This window comes from Microbacterium sp. NIBRBAC000506063 (assembly GCF_017968845.1).
Classification (GTDB): domain Bacteria; phylum Actinomycetota; class Actinomycetes; order Actinomycetales; family Microbacteriaceae; genus Microbacterium.
The window spans coordinates 2,131,873-2,151,862 of sequence record NZ_CP072876.1 but is presented as its reverse complement, the minus strand read 5'-3'; the positions used below and the strand labels follow the sequence as shown (position 1 = coordinate 2,151,862).

At 69.8% G+C, this 19,990-nt stretch carries 15 protein-coding genes and 6 pseudogenes; 4 read left to right on the top strand and 17 right to left on the bottom strand.

Annotated features, from left to right (window positions below):
- The 8 genes and pseudogenes from KAE78_RS12250 to prmC form a co-directional block, all read right to left on the bottom strand.
- The gene (locus KAE78_RS12250) at positions 1 to 789 is read right to left on the bottom strand and encodes a F0F1 ATP synthase subunit delta (RefSeq protein ID WP_223171028.1); all 789 of its coding nucleotides are present in this window, start codon (positions 787 to 789) and stop codon (positions 1 to 3) included.
- A complete protein-coding gene (locus KAE78_RS12245) occupies positions 789 to 1,325 on the bottom strand; it encodes a F0F1 ATP synthase subunit B (protein ID WP_223171027.1) in 537 nt (178 codons plus the stop codon). The genes KAE78_RS12250 and KAE78_RS12245 overlap by 1 nt, the downstream gene beginning before the upstream one ends.
- A 29-nt stretch (positions 1,326 to 1,354) precedes the next feature.
- Positions 1,355 to 1,591, bottom strand: a complete 237-nt coding sequence (atpE, locus tag KAE78_RS12240) for an ATP synthase F0 subunit C (RefSeq protein WP_223171026.1) — start codon at positions 1,589 to 1,591, stop codon at positions 1,355 to 1,357.
- 42 nt (positions 1,592 to 1,633) lie between these two features.
- Positions 1,634 to 2,447, bottom strand: a pseudogene (gene atpB / locus KAE78_RS12235) (F0F1 ATP synthase subunit A).
- A 128-nt stretch (positions 2,448 to 2,575) separates the two neighbouring features.
- Positions 2,576 to 2,998, bottom strand: a complete 423-nt coding sequence (locus KAE78_RS12230; RefSeq protein WP_223171025.1) for a hypothetical protein — start codon at positions 2,996 to 2,998, stop codon at positions 2,576 to 2,578.
- 90 nt (positions 2,999 to 3,088) lie between these two features.
- The gene (locus tag KAE78_RS12225) at positions 3,089 to 4,246 is read right to left on the bottom strand and encodes an MraY family glycosyltransferase (RefSeq protein WP_223171024.1); all 1,158 of its coding nucleotides are present in this window, start codon (positions 4,244 to 4,246) and stop codon (positions 3,089 to 3,091) included.
- Positions 4,243 to 4,941: an L-threonylcarbamoyladenylate synthase gene (locus tag KAE78_RS12220; RefSeq protein WP_223171023.1), complete on the bottom strand. Its 699-nt coding sequence runs from the start codon at positions 4,939 to 4,941 to the stop codon at positions 4,243 to 4,245. Before KAE78_RS12220 ends, KAE78_RS12225 begins: the two co-directional genes overlap by 4 nt.
- Before the next feature lie 47 nt (positions 4,942 to 4,988).
- Positions 4,989 to 5,857, bottom strand: a pseudogene (gene prmC, locus KAE78_RS12215) (peptide chain release factor N(5)-glutamine methyltransferase); the annotation flags it as partial.
- Positions 5,858 to 5,958: 101 nt separating this feature from the next.
- On the opposite strand from prmC, the gene cysK reads away from it, so the two are divergent.
- Together cysK and epsC are read left to right on the top strand one after the other, a co-directional pair.
- Positions 5,959 to 6,897 (top strand): cysteine synthase A, encoded by a 939-nt coding sequence (gene cysK, locus KAE78_RS12210; RefSeq protein ID WP_223171022.1) that lies wholly within the window; start codon positions 5,959 to 5,961, stop codon positions 6,895 to 6,897.
- Between the two features lie 5 nt (positions 6,898 to 6,902).
- Positions 6,903 to 7,472 carry a serine O-acetyltransferase EpsC gene (epsC, locus tag KAE78_RS12205; RefSeq protein ID WP_223171021.1) on the top strand — a complete coding sequence of 190 codons (570 nt, stop codon included), beginning with the start codon at positions 6,903 to 6,905 and terminating at the stop codon, positions 7,470 to 7,472.
- 39 nt (positions 7,473 to 7,511) lie between these two features.
- Here the strand turns inward: epsC and KAE78_RS12200 are convergent, their stop codons facing one another.
- From KAE78_RS12200 to rho, 3 genes and pseudogenes are all read right to left on the bottom strand, one after another.
- The gene (locus tag KAE78_RS12200; RefSeq protein WP_223171020.1) at positions 7,512 to 7,922 is read right to left on the bottom strand and encodes a hypothetical protein; all 411 of its coding nucleotides are present in this window, start codon (positions 7,920 to 7,922) and stop codon (positions 7,512 to 7,514) included.
- A gap of 45 nt (positions 7,923 to 7,967) precedes the next feature.
- Positions 7,968 to 9,041 carry a peptide chain release factor 1 gene (gene prfA, locus KAE78_RS12195; protein WP_223171019.1) on the bottom strand — a complete coding sequence of 358 codons (1,074 nt, stop codon included), beginning with the start codon at positions 9,039 to 9,041 and terminating at the stop codon, positions 7,968 to 7,970.
- Between the two features lie 2 nt (positions 9,042 to 9,043).
- A pseudogene (gene rho, locus KAE78_RS12190) lies at positions 9,044 to 10,291 on the bottom strand (transcription termination factor Rho); the annotation flags it as partial.
- A 231-nt stretch (positions 10,292 to 10,522) separates the two neighbouring features.
- On the opposite strand from rho, the gene KAE78_RS12185 reads away from it, so the two are divergent.
- Positions 10,523 to 10,951 carry a hypothetical protein gene (locus KAE78_RS12185; RefSeq protein ID WP_223171018.1) on the top strand — a complete coding sequence of 143 codons (429 nt, stop codon included), beginning with the start codon at positions 10,523 to 10,525 and terminating at the stop codon, positions 10,949 to 10,951.
- Positions 10,952 to 11,136: 185 nt separating this feature from the next.
- Here the strand turns inward: KAE78_RS12185 and thrB are convergent.
- The 4 genes and pseudogenes from thrB to lysA form a co-directional block, all read right to left on the bottom strand.
- Positions 11,137 to 12,077, bottom strand: a pseudogene (gene thrB, locus KAE78_RS12180) (homoserine kinase).
- Positions 12,078 to 12,097: 20 nt separating this feature from the next.
- Positions 12,098 to 13,185: pseudogene (gene thrC / locus KAE78_RS12175) on the bottom strand (threonine synthase).
- 2 nt (positions 13,186 to 13,187) lie between these two features.
- Positions 13,188 to 14,507, bottom strand: coding sequence for a homoserine dehydrogenase (locus KAE78_RS12170; protein WP_262927658.1), 1,320 nt, complete (start codon positions 14,505 to 14,507; stop codon positions 13,188 to 13,190).
- A 46-nt stretch (positions 14,508 to 14,553) separates the two neighbouring features.
- On the bottom strand, positions 14,554 to 16,026 hold the full coding sequence (gene lysA, locus KAE78_RS12165; RefSeq protein ID WP_223172487.1) for a diaminopimelate decarboxylase: 1,473 nt from the start codon (positions 16,024 to 16,026) through the stop codon (positions 14,554 to 14,556).
- 325 nt (positions 16,027 to 16,351) lie between these two features.
- On the opposite strand from lysA, the gene KAE78_RS12160 reads away from it, so the two are divergent.
- Positions 16,352 to 17,371 carry a YihY/virulence factor BrkB family protein gene (locus KAE78_RS12160; RefSeq protein WP_223171016.1) on the top strand — a complete coding sequence of 340 codons (1,020 nt, stop codon included), beginning with the start codon at positions 16,352 to 16,354 and terminating at the stop codon, positions 17,369 to 17,371.
- A 71-nt stretch (positions 17,372 to 17,442) separates the two neighbouring features.
- Here the strand turns inward: KAE78_RS12160 and KAE78_RS17890 are convergent, their stop codons facing one another.
- Together KAE78_RS17890 and KAE78_RS12155 are read right to left on the bottom strand one after the other, a co-directional pair.
- Positions 17,443 to 17,565, bottom strand: a complete 123-nt coding sequence (locus KAE78_RS17890; protein WP_262927657.1) for a hypothetical protein — start codon at positions 17,563 to 17,565, stop codon at positions 17,443 to 17,445.
- A 649-nt stretch (positions 17,566 to 18,214) separates the two neighbouring features.
- Positions 18,215 to 19,880, bottom strand: a pseudogene (locus tag KAE78_RS12155) (arginine--tRNA ligase).
- Positions 19,881 to 19,990 lie beyond the last annotated feature (110 nt).

Here is a 19,990-nt window from a genome sequence, read left to right as displayed (position 1 = left end):
TTAGCCCGCGAGCTTCTGCCGGAGTTCGGCGAGGCGTGCGGAGATGCTGCCGTCGATGACGTCGTCGGCGACCTGGATGCGCAGACCCCCGACGACGGCGGGGTCGAGCACCTCGTTGAGGGTGACCTTCGTGCCGTAGCGGCTCTGCAGTGAGTCGAGGAGTCGGGTGCGCTGGGCGTCGGTGAGCGCGCGGGCGCTGTGCACCGTGGCGACGATGCGCTCGTGCTGGGCCGAGACGATGCGCGAGGCGCGGCTCAGCAGCTGGCGCACGCGCCGCTCCCGCGGCTGACGCACCAGCGACGAGACGATGAGCACCGTCGCGGCGCTCGTCTGGCCCTCCAGCAGCTTCTCGACGAGCTCGCCCTTGGCGGCGTTGTCACCGAGACGGCTGCCGAGCGCGAGCTCGAGCTCGGGGTTGTCGGCGACGACGCGGGAGAAGGCGAAGATCTCGCCCTCGATGTCGTCGCTCTCCCCGGCGATGGCCGCCGCACGAATGGCCAGTTCCTCGATGCCGTCGACCAGGTCGGCGGCGGAGGACCAGCGCTCGGACACAGCGCGGGAGAGCACCGTCTTCGTCGGCGCCGAGGCGGCGCCGAAGACCGCGGCCACCACGCCCGCACGGGCTTCGGCGGGAGCCGCCGAGTCCGAGAGGGCTCCGCTGAGCTGGCCGGACTCGCCGATCAGACGCGCAGCGGTGAACAGCTCCGCCGCGGTCTCGATCGTGATCCCCTTCTCAGCGGACAGAGCCGCTGCAGAAGCGCTCAGCGCCTGAGTGGTCGCGCTGCCCATTACTTCGCCGCCTCGAGATCGGCGAGGAAGCGGTCGACGACGGCGCCCGCACGGGCGTCATCGGACAGCGTCTCTCCGACCACGCCGCCGGCGAGGTCGAGGGCGAGCGTGCCGACCTCCGAGCGCAGCGACACGAGCGCCGCCTGGCGCTCGGCGTCGATCTGCGTGGATGCCGCCGCCGTCAGACGGGCGGCCTCGGCGGTCGCCTGCTCCTTGGCCTCGGAGACGATCTTCTTGCCGTCCTCACGGGCGGCCTCGCGGATCTGACCGGCCTCGGTGCGCGCCTCGGCGAGCTGGCGGGTGTACTCCTCCAGCGCGGCCTCGGCCTGCTTCTGGGCCTCATCGGCCTTGGCGATGTTGCCCTCGATGGCCTCGGCGCGCTGATCCAGCAGTGCGGTCAGGCGCGGAATGATGACTTTCCAGAACACCACGAGGATCACCACGAAGCACACCGCCGACCAGACGATGTCGTACAGCGGCGGAAGAAGCGGGTTGGGCGCCTCTTCCGCGGCCACTGTGACAAGAGCGGAAAGCATCCTGTCTCCTTAGGTCTCGAGCGTGCGGATTAGAAGCCGAAGATGAAGCCGGCAGCGATGCCGACGAAGGCGAGCGCCTCGGTGAAGGCGATACCGATCCACATCAGCACCTGCAGGCGGCCGGCGAGCTCGGGCTGGCGAGCGACACCCTCGATGGTCTTGCCGACGACGATGCCCACACCGATGGCGGGACCGATGGCGGCGAGGCCGTAGCCGACGGCGGCGAGGGAGCCGGTGATCTCAGCGAGAACCGTAGTTGCGTCCACGGGATTTTTCCTTTCGTTGTGGTCAGGCGTTCGCCTGACCTCTTAGTGCTCTTCTGCGACCGCGAGCTGGATGTAGACCGCGGTCAGGATCGTGAAGACGTACGCCTGGAGGAAGGCCACCAGGATTTCGAACAGGGTGAAGGCGAATCCGCCGGCGAGCGTGGCTGCACCCATCGCCGTCCACCAGCCGCCGAGTCCGAAGACGAAGAAGTGCGTCGCGCCGAACAGCAGCACGAGCATGAGGTGCCCGACCATCATGTTCATCATCAGACGCAGCGTCAGCGTCACCGGACGGATGATGAAGGTCGAGATGAACTCGAGCGGGGTCACCAGGATGTACAGCACCGGCGGCACACCGCTCGGGAAGAGCGCGTTCTTGAAGAAGCCCGCCGGGCTCTTCCTGATGCCGGCGTAGATGAAGGTGAAGTAGGAGACCGCGGCCAGCAGCAGCGGGAGGGCGATCACGCTCGTGCCGGCGAGGTTGATGCCGGGGACGATGCCCATGATGTTCATGAACAGGATCATGAAGAAGAAGGTCATGAGGATCGGCAGGAAGCGGTCGCCGTCCTTGCGTCCGAGCAGGTCGTGCGCGATGCTCTTGCGCACGAAGTCGAAGCCCATCTCGATGATGCTCTGGAAACGACCCGGGATCATCTTCAGACGCCGTGTTCCCAGGAGGAAGATCACGACCAGCAACGCCGTGGCGAGGAACTGGATGAGCGTGATCCGGGTGATCTCGAAGGGGGTGCCTTCAAAGAAGATCGCCGGGGGAAGAACTCCCAGATCGACGGTGGATGGAATTCGTCGTCGGCCATGGCGAGGATATTCGCGGCTTGAGTCAACTGTGTGGCTCCAGCTTCGTGGCACCGGCGTGAACCAGCGCGAGAGGGCGGTTGGGTGTCGTCCGCGGCGACACCTTCACCTCTCGGCGCGTGGCGACCTGCCTGCGGGAACGATTACAGCCTATCAAAAGATCAGGCCCGCTCACGAATCGTCGGCGGTGCCGGAACCGGCCTCGTCTGCGGCATCCGGAAGCGTGGCGTCGCTGACGTACGGCATCCGGGTCTTGAGCATCACCACGACGTCGATGATGAGGGTGAAGAACACGCACACGACCACCGCGATGAAGAAGATCATCGGCTCGATCCAGTCCTGCTGGCGCAGCACCGCCAGCACGATGAAGAAGAGGATGAACTTCAGCAGCCACCCGCCCAGCACTCCCCCGAAGAAGATCGGCACATACAGCGGATCGCCGTACCAGCGATTGGCCACGAGGATCGTGATCGCGGTGATCGAGAGGAAGAGCGCGGCCAGCACGATCCCGCACAGGGCGCTGATGAGTCCCGGGACGCCCGCGACGAACCAGCCGATCGCCGCTCCTACGATGGCCAGCCCCAGGGTTGCCACCCCGCTCCACAGGAGAGTGCGGCGCAGCACGGGATTGCTCGTGACCGGATTCGGCTGCCGCGGGCCGCCGGACTCGTGGGGGCGGGGTCTTCACGGGGTCTCCTGAGGGATCGGGTCGGATGCCGCGGCGCGGCGTGAGGGCATGAGGGTGACGACGAGGCACGCGAGCGCGCCCACGACGCCGAAGGCGAAGCCGAGCCAGTACTGGCCGGGCCAGTCCTCGCGGGTGCCGATGTACATGAGCAGGAACGCCAGAGAGATGATCGCGGTCCAGGCGTAGAAGATGATCACGGCGTCGCGGTCGCGGTGGCCGAGATCCAGCATCCGGTGATGCAGGTGCTTGCGGTCGGGCGAGAACGGGGACTTTCCCGCGGCCATGCGACGCAGCACCGCGAGGCCGAAGTCCAGCAGCGGCAGCATGACCACGACGATCGGGAGCATGATCGGGATGAACGCGCCCAGCAGCTGCGAACGGCCGAGCTGCTCGGGGTCGAGCGCAGCGGCATCGAGCTGACCGGTGAGGGCGACCGCCGAGGTGGCCATGAGCAGGCCGATCACGAGCGCCCCCGAGTCGCCCATGAACAGCTTCGCCGGGCTCCAGTTCATCGGGAGGAACCCGATGCACGCCCCGATGAGGACCGCGGCGAGGAACGAGGCGAGGTTGAAGTAGCTGGAGGCGCCGGTGTCGCGGGTGAGCATGAAGGCGTAGGCGAAGAAGACGCCGTTGGCGATGAGGCAGACGCCCGCGACCAGGCCGTCCAGGCCGTCGATGAAGTTCACCGCGTTCATGACGATCACGATCGCGAACATCGTGATGATGATGCTCGTCCAGCTGGAGACGACCACGAGTCCGCCGACGGGGAGGGAGAGGATCTGCAGACCGCCGACGGCGGCGATGATCCCGGCGGCGAGGAACTGGGCGCTGAGCTTGATCATCCAGTCCAGGTCCCAGATGTCGTCGACGACACCGACGACCGCGATGAGCGCCACCGCTCCCAGGATCGCCCACATCGTCTGCGGCGGCACCCACAGGTTGTCGAAGTACGGTTGCGCGGCCGACACGGCGATCGCCGCGCAGATCGCGAGGAAGATCGCCACCCCGCCCAGCCTGGGCGTCGGCGTCTTGTGCACGTCGCGATCCCGGATGCCGGGATACAGCTTGTACCGCAGCGCCAGCTGCCACACGCCCCAGCTCAGCATGAGCGTGAGGGCGGCGGTGAAGATGACGATGAAGAGATACTGCTTCACGCCGCTCCGTCCGCGTCGGCCTCAGGCTCCAGCAGGTCGCCGAGGACCCGGGCGAGATCCTCCCGCTCGACGGCGCCCTCGCGGAGGATGCGGACGCGGCCGGGCGCGGCATCCGCTCCCCGGGCGACGAGCGAGGTCGCGTCGACGATGGTCGAGGCGATGCCGGTGAAGCTCGCACCGTCGTCGAGGTACACACTCACGCTCTCGCCGAGCATCGCCTCGGCGTCGATCGAGGAGACCGCCGCCCGCTGGCCGGTGAGGTTGGCGCTGGAAACGGCCAGAGGGCCGGTGTCGGCGAGGAGCTCGAGTGTCACGCGGCGATCGGGCATGCGCACCGCGACGGTGCCCCTCGTGTCGCCGAGGTCCCACGACAGCGAGGGCTGCGCGGGCAGGACGATCGTCAGCCCTCCCGGCCAGAACTCCTCGACGAGGCGCTCGACGGCATCCGGCACCTCTTCGACGAGGGCGCTGAGCATGGGCCTCCCGGAGACGAGCACGGGCGGAGGCTGGCTGCGCCCACGCCCCTTCGCGTCGAGCAGACGCTGGACCGCCGCGGGCGAGAACGCATCAGCGGCGAGGCCGTAGACCGTGTCGGTGGGGACCACGACGAGCTCGCCACGGGCGATCGCCTGACGGGCGTGGCGCATACCCGCGAGGAGCTGGGCCTCATCGCGGCAGTCGAAGACGGAGGACATGTCACGTCGATTCTACGGGTCGGGGCCGCACCGCCGCTCTCAGGCTCAGGGCGGATGGCCGTGGTGGCGCGGTCGCGCTGGGTGAGGTCGCGGTGCGTCGCGGTCGCCCGCCAGCCGTCGGCGGCCAGCAGCGCGCGGATCGCCTCGCCCTGCAACTCGCCGTGCTCGATCACGAGCAGACCCCCGAGCGCAGCAGCATCATCCCCCGCCCGCTCAGCACCCGCACGACATCGAGACCGTCGGCTCCGCCGTACAGCGCCAGCGGAGGGTCGAACAGGCGCACCTCCGGATCGCGCGGGATCGCGGCATCCGGCACGTACGGGGGGTTGGAGATCACGACGTGCGCGCGGCCGGCGAGATCGTCGAAGGCCTCGGCCAGGTCGGCCTGCACGAGCGTGAGGTTCTCGGCGCGCGCCGTGTTCTGCGCGGCCCAGCGGTGCGCCTCGGGCGACAGCTCGGCGGCGAAGATGCGGCTGTGCGGCACCTCGGTGGCCATCGCGAGGGCGATCGCGCCGCTTCCCGTGCCGAGGTCGATGCCGACCGGCGCGGGGTCGGGGGCGTTCAGCAGCGCGTCGATCGCGAACTGCACGACCGTCTCGGTCTCCGGCCGCGGCACGAAGACGCCGGGGCCGACGGCGAGCTCCAGGTGCCGGAACGGCGCGGTGCCGGTGAGATGCTGCAGCGGTTCGCGGGCGGCTCGGCGGGCCACGAGCGCATCGAGTGCTGCGGCCTCGGCGGCGGTGAGGCGGTCTCCCCGGACCGATGCCGCGGCGACCTGTCCGCGCCCCTGCCCGAGCACGTGGCCGACGAGGAGCTCGGCGTCGACCTGCGGATCGGGGACTCCCGCCGCGGCGAGGGTCTCGGCGGCGGCGCGCACGAGCGCGCTCAGCGGCCGCTCCCCGGATCCTTCACTCACCCTCCCACCCTATTCCGGCGAGGGTGTCACAAAGTGCACGGGAGAGGCCGCGCTCGCCTAGGCTTGTTCGGCACCCCTCGTGCGCAGAAAGGCGAGATTCCATGGCAGGCATCCACTCCGACATCACCACGGCCTTCGGCGGTACACCCCTGGTGAGGCTGAACTCCGTGAGCGAAGGTCTGCCGGGAACGGTCCTGGCCAAGCTGGAGTTCTACAACCCCGGCTCGAGCGTCAAGGACCGCCTGGGCATCGCGCTCATCGACGCCGCAGAGGCCTCGGGAGAGCTGAAGCCGGGCGGCACGATCGTCGAGTCGACCAGCGGCAACACCGGCATCGCCCTCGCCCTCGTCGGCGCGGCCCGCGGCTACCGGGTGATCCTCACGATGCCCGCGTCGATGAGCAAGGAGCGTCGCATGCTGCTGAAGGCATACGGCGCGGAACTCGTGCTGACCGACCCCTACAAGGGCATGACCGAGGCGGTCAACACCGCCAAGCAGATCGTCGAGGACACCCCCGGTGCGATCTGGGTGCGCCAGTTCGAGAACGAGGCGAACCCCGCGATCCACCGGCGCACGACCGCCGAGGAGATCTGGGCCGACACCGACGGCAAGGTCGACGTCTTCGTCGCCGGCATCGGGACCGGCGGCACGATCACCGGCGTCGGAGAGGTGCTCAAGCAGCGCAACCCGGACGTCCAGGTCGTCGCGGTCGAGCCCAAGGACTCCCCCATGCTCACCGAGGGGCGCCCCGGCGGTCACCGCATCCAGGGCATCGGGCCGAACTTCGTCCCCGCGATCCTCAATCGCGAGATCATCGACGAGATCTTCGACGTCGAGTTCGACGACGCCATCCGCGTCGCCCGCGAACTGGCCACACGCGAGGGGATCCTCGCGGGCATGTCCTCCGGCGCCGCCGTCTGGGCCGCGCTCGAGATCGCCCGCCGCCCGGAGAGCGCCGGCAAGAACATCGTCGTGATCGTGCCCGACTCCGGTGAGCGCTACCTCACCACGACCCTCTACGAAGACCCCGCAGAGGACTGACCATCGTGGGAGTCATCGCCCGGATCCGCGAGGACCTTCGTGCGGCGCGCGTCCACGATCCCGCGGCACGCAGCGGGTTGGAGATGGCTCTGCTGTACCCGGGTCTGCACGCCGTGTGGGCGCACCGGATCAACCACCGGCTGTGGGGGTGGAGGCTGCGCTTCCTCGCCCGGGCCGGCTCGCAGATCACCCGCTGGCTCACCGGCATCGAGATCCACCCGGGCGCCACGATCGGCCGACGCTTCTTCATCGACCACGGCATGGGCGTCGTGATCGGCGAGACCGCCGAAGTCGGTGACGACGTCATGCTCTACCACGGGGTCACCCTCGGCGGCCGGCAGCGGGAAGGCGGGAAGCGGCATCCGACGCTCCAGGACGGTGTGATGGTCGGCGCGGGCGCCAAGATCCTGGGACCCATCACGATCGGCGCCGGCAGCGTCGTCGGCGCCAACGCCGTGGTCACCAAGGACGCTCCGCCGAACGTCGTGCTCGTGGGCGTTCCCGCTCGCCCCCGCGGGAAGGCCTCGGCGCCTGCCGCGAAGAGCGCGCTGACGGTTCCCGAGTACTCGATCTAGACGCGACCCGGGTCAGGCGCGAGTCGCCGCCCTCCGCCCTCAGTTCTCGTCGCGGCGCTCTTCGACCTTCTTCTTGAGGAACACCGCGGGCAGCAGCCAGGTCGCCAGCGCGGTGACCATCCACACGATCACCGGAGCGAGGATCCACGTCAGCAGCACGGGCTCGCCGATCGACAGTCCGGCATCGGGGATCAGCACGACGATGAGCAGTGCGACGAAGGTGGACACGATGCCGATGCCGCCCAGCAGCGCCGGCGCGTTGCGCTGCGCCACACGCGCGAGCCACGGCGCGAGCACGCTCTGCAGCACCGCGAAGATGACGATGGCCAGGACGAAGCCCCACCAATCGCGCCAGTCGATATGGAACCCCGCTAGTAGCAGGTTCGCCACGATCAGTCCGACCGCGGCCGAGGCGAGGAAGATGAGCGACCGGATGAGAAACGTGATCATGGCGCTGAACATACCACCGCCGGAGAGCGCTTGACGGGAAGAGCGTCATTCGCCGAGGGCGGCGAGTCGCTCCTCCTCGTCGGCGGAGATGCACGACTCGATGATGGGCTCGAGCGCGCCGTCCATGACCTGGTCGAGGTTGTAGGACTTGTACCCGGTGCGGTGATCGGCGATGCGGTTCTCGGGGAAGTTGTAAGTGCGGATGCGCTCAGAGCGGTCCATGCCGCGGATCTGCGACCTGCGGGCGTCGGATGCCGCGGCGGCGAGCTCCTCCTGCTGGCGGGCGAGGAGCCGGGCGCGCAGGACGCGCATCCCGGCCTCGCGGTTCTGCAGCTGCGACTTCTCGTTCTGCATCGAGACGACGATGCCGGTCGGCAGATGCGTGATGCGCACGGCCGAGTCGGTCGTGTTGACCGACTGCCCGCCGGGGCCCGAGGAGCGGTAGACGTCGACCTTGAGGTCGTTCTGGTTGATCTCGATCTCTTCGGGCTCGTCGACCTCAGGAAAGACGAGCACGCCCGTGGTGGAGGTGTGGATGCGACCCTGCGACTCGGTGGCGGGCACGCGCTGCACGCGGTGCACGCCGCCCTCGTACTTCAGGTGCGCCCACACGCCCTGGGCGGGATCGGTGGAGGAGCCCTTGATCGCGACCTGGACGTCCTTGTAGCCGCCGAGGTCGGACTCGTTGCGCTCGAGGAGCTCGGTCTTCCACCCCTTGGATGCGGCGTACTGCATGTACATGCGCAGCAGGTCGGCCGCGAACAGCGCGCTCTCGGCGCCGCCCTCCCCGGCCTTGATCTCCATGATCACGTCGCGTGCGTCATCCGGGTCGCGAGGGATGAGCAGGCGCCGCAGGCGCTCCTGCGCCTCGGCGAGATGCTCCTCCAGCGTCGGCACCTCCTCGGCGAACGCCTCGTCCTCCTTGGCGAGCTCGCGCGCCGCCTCGAGGTCCTCCCCCGCCGCCACCCACGCCTCGTGCGCGGCGACGATCCGGCTCAGCTCCGCATAGCGGCGATTGACCCGCTTGGCCCGTGCCGCGTCGGCGTGCACCGCCGGGTCGGAGAGCTCCTCCTGCACCCGGCGATGCTCGTCGATGAGAGCATGGACCGATTCGAACACGATCAGCGGATGTTGTTCTCGTGGCCGTGGCTGTGGCCGCCGGCGGGAGCCGTCGGGATCGACTTCTGCATCCGCACGAGGAACTCGACGTTCGAGCTCGTCTCCTTGAGGTTGCCGAGCACGACCTCGAGCGCCTGCTGCGGGTCGAGCCCGGCGAGGGCACGGCGCAGCTTCCAGGTGATCTTGACCTCGTCGGGCGAGAGCAGCATCTCCTCGCGGCGGGTGGACGACGCGTTGACGTCGACGGCAGGGAAGATGCGCTTGTCGGCGAGCTGGCGCGACAGGCGCAGTTCGCTGTTGCCGGTGCCCTTGAACTCCTCGAAGATGACCTCGTCCATCTTGGACCCGGTCTCCACGAGCGCGGTGGCGAGGATGGTCAGCGAGCCGCCGTTCTCGATGTTGCGCGCGGCGCCGAAGAAGCGCTTGGGCGGGTACAGCGCCGAGGCGTCGACGCCGCCGGTGAGGACGCGACCGGATGCCGGGGCGGCCAGGTTGTAGGCGCGGCCCAGGCGGGTGATCGAGTCGAGGAGCACGACGACGTCACGGCCAAGCTCCACGAGGCGCTTGGCGCGCTCGATGGCGAGCTCGGCGACGGTCGTGTGATCTTCCGCGGGACGGTCGAAGGTCGAGGCGATGACCTCGCCCTTGACGGTGCGCTCCATGTCGGTGACCTCTTCGGGGCGCTCGTCGACGAGCACGACCATGAGGTGGACCTCGGGGTTGTTCTGCGCGATCGCGTTCGCGATCTGCTGCAGGACGATCGTCTTGCCGGCCTTCGGGGGCGCGACGACGAGGCCGCGCTGGCCCTTGCCGATGGGGGCGACGAGGTCGATGATGCGCTGGGTCAGTTTCTCGGGCGCCGTCTCCAGGCGCAGGCGCTCCTGCGGGTACAGCGGGGTGAGCTTGCCGAAGTCGACGCGGGTGGCGGCGTCCTCGACCGAGAGCCCGTTGACCGAGTCGACCTTGACAAGAGCGTTGTACTTCTGGCGGCCCTGCTGCTCGCCCTCGCGGGGCTGCTTGATGGCGCCGACGACCGCGTCGCCCTTGCGCAGGTTGTACTTCTTGACCTGGCCGAGCGAGACGTAGACGTCGCTGGGACCGGAGAGGTAGCCGGTCGTGCGCACGAAGGCGTAGTTGTCGAGGACATCGAGGATGCCCGCGATGGGGATGAGGACGTCGTCCTCGCCGATCTCGGGCTCGAACTCGTCGTTCGCGCCACCACGGCGCTTGTTGCGCTGGCGCGTGCGACCCCCGCCGGCGGAACCCTCGTCGTCCGCGGGCGGTTCCTGCCCGCCCGTCTGACCGCCCTGTCCGCGGCCGCGGCTGCGGCTGCGGTTGCGGTTGCGGTTGCGTCCGGTGGACTCGTTGCCGCTGTCGTCGCCCGAGGCTTCGCCTTCGCCCTCGGACTTGCCGTCGGCGGACTCGCCCTTGGTCTCGGGCTTGCTCTTCGCGTCGGCCTTGGCCTTGGCACCGCCCGGCCCTTGCTGGACGCGGTGCTCTTGGCGCCGTTGTCGGCCTTCTCGTCGCCCTTCGGCGCGTCGGAGGCGGGTGCGTCGTCCTTCGCGGTCTCACCCTGCGCGGCGCTCTCGGATGCCGCGGCATCCTCCGTCTTCGCGGGCGCCTTGCGGGCACGCGACGGGCGCTTCTTGGGCTCCTCGGCCGGAGCGTCGGATGCCGGGGCATCGGATGCGGCGGACTCGGTGGTCGCGGCATCCGACTCTGCGGCCTTCTTCGCGCGGCTCGCGCGCGGCGCCTTGGCCTTGGGCGCCTCTTCTCCGGCGGGAGCCGCGGCCTGCTCGCTCGCCTTGGCCGCGGCCGTGGCGGTGGTCGCCCGGCGCGGGGCGCGCTTGCGCGGCGCCTCGGCGACCGGCGCGTCGGTGGTGGTGTCGCCGGATGCGGCGACGGGCTGATCGTTCTGGGTCTCGGAGAAATTCTCCACGAGTACTCCCTCATATGTCGTGGGGGTGAGCGGTCCACGCGATAACGGGTGCTATACGTGTTCGCACGGAGCACCCCTGAGGGCGCATGCCAGCCACAGCTCAGAAAGCTGTGGGGATTGCCGTGCGGATCTCGCAGAAGTGCGACGGGGCCAGATTCACGAGTGTGACGTGGAGCCCTCCGCTCGATTCCATACTCTACCACCACGGACGTCGACGGCGAGCATCAGCTGCTCCCACGGGGTGTCGGAGGCTGCGTCGGCGACGGCTGCGGCCTCCTGACGGCGGCCCGGGCCGTCGGCGAGCACCAGCAGGCTCGGCCCCGCACCGGAGACGACCGCCGCGAACCCCGCCTCACGGAGGGCGCGCAGCACGCGACTCGTCTCCGGCATGGCCTCGGCGCGGTAGTCCTGATGGAGACGGTCGGCGGTCGCATCCAGGAGGAGCTCCGGGCTCTGCGTGAGCGCGGCGATCAGCAGCGCGGACCGCGAGACGTTGAAGACCGCATCCTCCCGCGGCACGTGCGCGGGCTGGAGGGAACGCGCCAGCGCCGTCGACATCGTGTACGAGGGCACGAGCACGAGCGGGGCGACACCGCGGTGCACGAGGAGCTTCTTGTGCTGCGGACCGCGATCGCCCTCCCAGGCGATGGTGAGGCCGCCGAAGAGCGCCGGGGCGACATTGTCGGGGTGGCCCTCGAGCTCGGTCGCCAGGCGCAGCAGGTCGTCGTCGGAGAAGGAGACCTCCCCTCGAGGAGCCCGGCGGCCGCCAGCACGCCGGCGACGACGGCGGCCCCGGAGGAGCCCAGACCACGGCCGTGCGGGACGCCGTTGTCGGCGACGATGCGCAGACCCGGCAGAGGGCGCCCGGCATCGGCGAACACATGGGCGATCGAGCGCACGACGAGATTGCTCTCGTCACGCGCGATCTCATCGGCACCGGAGCCGCGCACTTCGATCTCGAGTCGCGACGCCTCCAGCGCCGTGATCATCAGCTCGTCGTAGACGCTCAGCGCGAGCCCCAGCGTGTCGAAGCCCGGGCCGAGATTGGCCGCGGTGGCGGGGACGCGCACCGCGACGGTGCGCCCTTCGGCGGGCAGAGGGACCGGAGCCCCCTCGCTCACGCGTCGGATCCCTTCGGCTGCAGGCCCAGGACGCTCGCGACCTCGCTCGTGGCGGCGTCGACGACGGTGGGGCGACATCCGACCCGTCCGGCTGACGCAGCGCCCACTGGGGGTCCTTGAGGCCGTGACCGGTGACCGTGAGCACGACGCGCGCGCCCTTCGGGACGGCACCGGCCTCAGCGCGGTCGAGGAGACCCGCGACGCTGATGGCGGAGGCGGGCTCGACGAAGATCCCGACCTCGCCAGAGAGCAGCTTCTGCGCCTCGAGGATGCGCCTGTCGTCGATCGCCCCGAAGTACCCGTCCGTCGCCTTCTGCGCCTCCAGCGCGAGCTCCCACGAGGCGGGGTTGCCGATGCGGATCGCGGTCGCGACGGTGTCGGGGTTCTTCACGACCTCGCCGCGCACGATCGGCGCCGAGCCCTCGGCCTGGAAGCCGAACATGCGCGGCACGCGGGTGGCCTCGCCGCGCCCTTCCTCCTCACGATAGCCGCGGGAGTAGGCGGTGTAGTTGCCGGCGTTGCCGACCGGGATGAAGTGGAAGTCGGGTGCGTCGCCGAGCACCTCGACGACCTCGTAGGCGGCGGTCTTCTGCCCCTCGATGCGGTCGGGGTTGACGGAGTTGACCAGGTGGACCGGATAGTGCTCGGCGAGCTCGCGGGCGATGTCGAGGCAGTCGTCGAAGTTGCCGCGCACCTGGATGAGCTGTCCGTTGTGGGCGACGGCCTGGCTGAGCTTGCCCATCGCGATCTTGCCCTCGGGCACGAGCACGGCCGCGGTGATCCCCGCGTGGGCTGCGTAGGCGGCGGCGGATGCCGACGTGTTGCCCGTCGAGGCGCAGATGACGGCCTTCGCGCCGTGCTCGACGGCGCGGGACAGCGCGACGGTCATGCCGCGGTCCTTGAAGGAGCCGGTCGGGTTCATGCCCTCGAACTTCACCCAGACGTCGGCACCGGTGCGGCGCGAGAGCGCAGGTGCAGGAAGCAGGGGCGTGCCGCCCTCGCCGAGGGTGACGACGGTGGACTGCTCGGTGACCCCGAGCCGGTCGGCGTACTCGCGCAGGACTCCGCGCCAAAGATGTGCCATGGTCATTCTCCTTCCACGCGCAGCACGCTGGCCACACGTTCGACGACATCGCTTTCTGCCAGGCGCGCGACGGTGTCGCTGAGCGCCTGTTCGGTGGCCCGGTGGGTGCCGATGACGAGGAGGGCCGTGGGAATCCCGGTCCCTGTGCTTCGACCAGGCTCAGCAACCGGCGTCGAAAGGTCGACCACCGTCTGCACGACGGTGGCGACCGAGACGCCGCCGTCGCTGAGGATCCCTGCGATCGTGGCGAGGACGCCGGGCTGGTCGTCCACTTCGAGGGTGATCTGGTACCGGGTCACGACGTGGCCGATCGGGGCGACCGGCATGTTCGCCCGGGTCGATTCCCCCACCCCGGTGCCGCCGGCGATGTGGCGGCGGGCGGCCGAGACCACGTCTCCGAGCACGGCGGACGCGGTCTGGATGCCACCGGCGCCGGCGCCGTAGAACATGAGGTCGCCGGCCGCCTCGGCCTCGACGAAGACGGCGTTGTGCGCGCCGTGCACGGAGGCGAGCGGATGCGTGCGCGAGACGAGCGCCGGGTAGACCCGCACCGAGATCGACTCGGCGCCATCCACGTCGATGCGCTCACACACGGCGAGCAGCTTGATCACCTGGTCGGCGTCGCGCGCCTGGTCGATCATGGCCTTGGTGACGCCGGTGATGCCCTCGCGGTGCACGGCCTCGAGCGGAACGGCCGTGTGGAAGGCGAGGCTCGCGAGGATCGCGGCCTTCTGGGCGGCGTCATAGCTCTCGACATCCGCCGTGGGGTCGGCCTCGGCGTAGCCGAGCCTCTGCGCCTCGGCCAGGACGTCGGCGAAGTCGGCGCCCTCGGTGTCCATGCGGTCGAGGATGTAGTTGGTCGTGCCGTTGACGATGCCCATGATGCGCACGATGCGGTCGCCGGCGAGCGAATCGCGCAGCGGGCGGATGATCGGGATCGCACCGGCGGCCGCAGCCTCGTAGTGCACGGAGGCACCCACCTGGTCGGCCGCCTCGAACAGTTCGGGACCGTGGGTGGCCAGCAGCGCCTTGTTGGCGGTCACGACATCCGCGCCGGAGCCGATCGCCTGGAGGATGTACTCGCGGGCGGGCTCGATCCCGCCCATGAGCTCGATGACGATGTCCGCACCGACGATGAGGCTCTCGGCATCCGTCGTGAACAGCTCGGCGGGAAGATCCACGTCGCGGGGAGCGTTCACGTCGCGCACGGCGATGCCGGCCAGCTCCAGAACGGCCCCGGCGCGGTCGGCGAGCTCGTCGCCGTGCTGGAGCAGGAGCGAGGCCACCTGCGATCCCACCGCGCCGGCGCCCAGAAGCGCCACGCGGAGTCGTCGGTACTCGGGTGTCACTTCGACTCATTCCATTCGCTCAGTACAAGCATCGTTCTCCTTCACTTCGACCCGCTGGCGCTCGCTCAGTACGAGCTTCGGGTACAGCGGACGGGATTCCGGCATCACGCGCGAGCAGATCGTCGATGGTCTCCCCGTGCACAAGCACGCGCGAGACGCCGTCCTGCACGGCGATGACCGCCGGGCGCGGCACATGGTTGTAGTTGCTCGCGAGCGAGGCGCAATAGGCGCCGGTCGCGGGGACGGCGAGCAGGTCGCCGGGGGTGAGGTCGCCCGGCAGGTACTCGTGGTCGACGACGATGTCGCCGGACTCGCAGTGCTTGCCGACGACGCGCACGAGCACGGGATCGCCGGTGCCCTCGCGGGATGCGAGGCGGGCGGAGTACTGCGCGCCGTACAGCGCGGGGCGGGCGTTGTCGCTCATGCCGCCGTCGACGCTGACGTAGCGGCGCGCGGCGGTCTCTCCGCCCGTGTCGACCGTGACGTCCTTGGTCGTGCCGATCTCGTAGAGGGTGACGCCGGCGGTGCCGATGATGGAGCGTCCGGGTTCGAAGGCGAGGCGCGGGATCCGGATGCCGCGCGCGGCGCACTCGTCGGCGACGGTCGCGACGATGCCCTCTGCCAGCTCGTCGATCGGCGTCGGGTCGTCGGCGCTGGTATAGGCGATGCCGAAACCCCCGCCGAGGTTGAGGATCGGGACCTCGCCGCCCTCTTGGAGCCGTGCGTGCAGCTCGATCACCCGGGAGGCGGACTCGCGGAAGCCGGCGACGCCGAAGATCTGCGAACCGATGTGGCAGTGCAGCCCCACGAAGCGCACGAAAGGCAGCTCTCGGATGCGGGCGACCGCCGCCTCCGCCTCGACGAGCGTGAACCCGAACTTCTGGTCTTCGTGGGCCGTGGCGAGGAAGCTGTGGGTCTCTGCGTGCACGCCGCTGTTCACGCGCACGAGCACGCGCTGCTCGGTGCCGGTGCGCGCGGTGATCGCGGCGAGGCGCTCGATCTCGATCTCGCTGTCGACGATGATCGTGCCGACGCCCGTCTCGACGGCGCGCTCGAGTTCGGCGACCGACTTGTTGTTGCCGTGGAAGCCGACGCGGTCCGGCGCCACGCCCGCGGCGAGCGCGACGGCGAGCTCCCCACCCGTGCAGACGTCGACGTTCAGCCCGGCATCCGTCATCCACTGCGCGACGATCGTGCTGAGGAACGCCTTTCCGGCGTAATACACGGTCGCGGTCGTGCCGTGAGCGGCGGCAGCGCGGTCGAAGGCTGCGCGCAGGCGCTCGGCGCGGCCACGGGCCTCGTCCTCGTCGATGACCAGGAGCGGCGTGCCGTGCCGCTGGACGAGCTCGTCGGCGCGGGCTCCGGCGATCGTGAGGGCGCCGTCGTCGTCTCGGGCGGCGGATGCCGGCCACACGCCTGCGGCGAGCGCATTGGCGTCCTCGGGCACGGCGAGCCACTGCGGAGCGAGCGGATTGGCGGGCAGGCGGGAGATCACGGAGCACCTTAGCTGGAGACTTCGGAGGATCGCGCGGGGCGACGATCCCTCGATCATATCGACACTGCATCACCCCTCGGCATACGTCCCGTTCGCCGCAGTCGGAGCCTGTCTCAGAAGATGCGGGCAAACCCGGGCGGTTCCCGCATCTTCTGAGACACACGGTTCCGGCGGTCTCAGAAGATGCGCCTACAGTGCACGACAGCCCGCATCTTCTGAGACAGGCAGAGTCGGCCAGCGACGTGTGTCCTGTCGGATGCCGCACCGGAAGTGGGATGTCAAGGGTGTGAGCGCGCGACGGCGCCTGCGTAGGGTGGACGACGTGAGCAGGACAGAGTCAGAGAAACCGCTGGGCGGGGTGCAGCGCACGATCGCGGCGGTGACGGCCTGGGCGCTGGAGCGCAAGCCCGTCCGCGCCGCGCTCCAGTACACCGAGCGGCGTGGTCCGATGCTCGCCGACGGCATCACCTACCGCGCGCTGTTCAGCATCTTCGCCGGCCTGCTGCTGGGCTTCTCGATCGCCGCGCTGTGGCTCTCCGGCAACCCGACCGCATGGGCTGCGCTCATCGACGCGGTCGACAGCGCGATCCCGGGCCTCGTCGGGGAGAACGGCATCGTCGACCCCGACTCGATCCGTGCGCCGGTGGGGCTCTCCATCGCCGGGACGCTGTCGCTCATCGGTCTCATCGGCGCCGCGCTCGGCGCGATCGGCTCCCTGCGCACCGCGCTGCGCGTTCTGGCGGGCACCGCATCCGACGACATCTCCTTCGTGTGGGTGCTGCTGCGCAACCTCGCCCTCGCGCTCGGCATCGCCGCCGCCTTCGTCGTCGCAGCGGGCCTGACCTTCGCCGCACGCCTGGGCGTACGGGAGGTCGCGGAGGCGATCGGGCTCGACGGCGCCGCCGCCTCCTGGGGGATTCGGCTGTTGTCGCTGCTGGTCGTGTTCGCGCTCGACGTGGGTCTCATCGCCGCGGTCTTCTGGTTGCTGTCGGGGGTGCGGGCGTCGGCACGGGCCCTGTGGCCGGGAGCGCTCCTCGGCGGTGCCGGACTGCTCGTGCTGCAGGAGCTGTCGAGCCTCTTCGTCGGCGGTGCCACCTCGAACCCGCTGCTGGCCTCGTTCGCCTCCCTCATCGCGCTGCTGCTGTGGGTGAACCTGTCGACGCAGGTGATCCTCTACGCCGCCTGCTACATCTGCGTCGGCGTCGACGAGGAGCACGACCGCGTGCACGCCCGCTTCTCGGCGCGCACCCTCCCCGAGCGTCGGGTGCAGCAGGCCGAGAAGGCGGTCGCCGAAGCCGCGGCCGAGCTGCGCGCCGCCCGCGATGCGGCTGCGAGCGACTGAGCGGCATCCGCACCGCGTGTCGGCTCGGTCGCTGCGCGTCCCCGCTCAACGACCGGGTGAGGCGCGGACCGTCAGCCGCAGCTGCCGAGCTGCTGCAGCGTCTCGTCGACCGTGATCCGGCCGTCGACGGAGACGTCGAATACCGCGGCGCCACCTGCGACGGTGATATCGGTGAGAGCGATGCCCGCCGGCATCCGATCGGCGATGCACACGGTGTAGGGGCCGGTGAGGTCGCCGCCGAATCCGCCCAGTCGCTCTGCAAGGGCCGAGATGTCGACCTCGGCGCCGCCGATCTCGAAGACCGACGGACGCAGCAGGATGTCGCCGTCGCGGACACTCGGCTCGACCCCACCTTCACGGGCAGCTCGACGAGGAAGACCGGCACCGTTCCTTCGAGGGTCACGACGCCGTCACCGAGGGTGATCCGCTCCAGCGGGATGTCGGATGCCGCCAGCAACCCGGTGAACTGGTCGGCCTCGATCCGCAGGGTGCCGGTGATGCCGCCGATCTCGCCACCGCGTACGGGCACGTCGGTCGCCGTCGCCTCGACGCTGCCGGTCAGCTCCCCGAGATCGACCGCATCCGATGACAGGTGGAGGGCGTTCAGAGTTCCGGTCAGCAGCTGCGGCAGCAGGACGCCCTCGGCCTCGACCTCCAGGTCCTGGTCATCGGGGAGTTCGAGCGCCTGGACGACCTGGGCGCGCACGACCTGCGGAACGACCGCACGGGCGATCACCTCGCCGGCGACGACGAGGACGCCGGCGAGCACCACGACGATCAGCAGCACCCAGGGCCAACGACGCCGACGACGGGGTGTCTGCCCGACCGCCGCGGGGTGTGCCGTCACATGCGCTCCGGAGCCCGGACGCCGAGGAGGTCGAGTCCGTTGCGCAGCACCTGGCCGGTGGCGTCGTTGAGCCAGCGGCGTGTGTGGTGCACGGGCTCGATCGGGTCGTCGCCCTGCGGGATCACGCGGCAATTGTCGTACCAGCGGTGGTAGAGGCCGGCGAGCTCCTCGAGGTAGCGCGCGACGCGGTGGGGCTCGCGCACCTCGGCGGCGAAGGCCACGATGCGGGGAACTCCTGCAATGCGCCCAGCAGCGCCGCCTCGGTCTCGTGCGTGAGGGTCTCGGGGGCGAACTGCGTACGACCCACGCCCGAGTCCTCCGCATTGCGGGCGACGTTGTGGGTGCGGGCGTGCGCGTACTGCACGTAGAAGACGGGGTTGTCGTTCGTGCGCTTCTGGAGGATCTCGGGGTCGAGGGTGAGCGGCGAATCGGCCGGGTAGCGCTCGAGCGAGTAGCGCAGCGCGTCCGTCCCCAGCCAGTCGCGCAGGTCGTCGAGCTCGATGATGTTGCCGGCGCGCTTGCTCAGCCGCGCGCCGTTGATCGAGACGAGCTGGCCGATGAGCACCTCGATGTCCTTCTCGGGGTCGTCGCCGGCGGCACCGGCGAGCGCTTTGAGACGGTGCACGTAGCCGTGGTGGTCGGCGCCCAGCAGGTAGATCTTGTGCTGATAGCCGCGGTCGCCCTTGTTCAGGTAGTAGGCGGCATCCGCGGCGAAGTACGTGTACTCGCCGTTCGAGCGACGGATCACGCGATCCTTGTCGTCGCCGAAGTCGGTCGTGCGCACCCACACCGCATCGTCGGCGTCGAAGACGTGGCCCTGCGCGCGGAGGCGGTCGACGGCCTGGTCGACGAGGCTCGGGCCGCCGTCTTCGGCGGGGGCGTGCAGCGTGCGCTCGCTGAACCACACGTCGAAGTGCACGTTGAACTTCTCCAGCGACGCCTTCAGATCGCCGAGCTGGAACTCGTAGGCCAGGTCGCGTGCGACGAGGAACTGCTGGTCGTCGTCCAGATCCAGGATGCCGGGCTCGGCGGCGACCACGCGCTCGGCGAGGTCGTAGATGTAGGAGCCCGCGTAGCCGTCCTCGGGATCTCCTCGCCGCGCACCGCGGCCAGGATGGAGCGGCCGAAGCGGTCCATCTGGGCTCCGGCGTCGTTGATGTAGAACTCGCGGGCGACGTTGGCGCCGCTGGCGGCCAGCAGGCGTCCGATCGCATCGCCGAGCGCCGCCCAGCGGGTGTGGCCGATGTGCATCGGGCCGGTCGGGTTGGCGCTGACGAACTCGAGGTTGATCGAGTTGCCGGCCTGCGAGTCGTTCGTGCCGTAGGCGACGCCCGTCTCGACGATGGCCTTCGCGAGGGAGCCCGCCGCCGCGGCATCCAGCCGGACATTGATGAACCCGGGGCCGGCGACCTCGACGCTGGCGATGCCCTCGTGCGCGGCGAGCGCGTCGGCGATCTCCTGCGCGAGCTCACGCGGGTTCGTGCCGAAGGGCTTCGCCAGGCGCATCGCGATGTTGGACGACCAGTCGCCGTGATCGCGGTTGCGCGGGCGATCGATCGTGATGTCGGCGGCGTCGATCGCCAGAGGCTCGCCGGGTCGTCGTGCCTCCGCGATCGGTGCGATGACGGCGAGGAGGGCTTCGGCGAGAGTCTCGGGGTTCATAGACCGTCAATTCTACGGTTCTGTGACGCCGCGATTGGGCGCGAGGGCGGCATTCGCCTACTCTCGGACCATGAAAGCGGCCTCAGCGCATCGCAGCATCCGGATCCCGG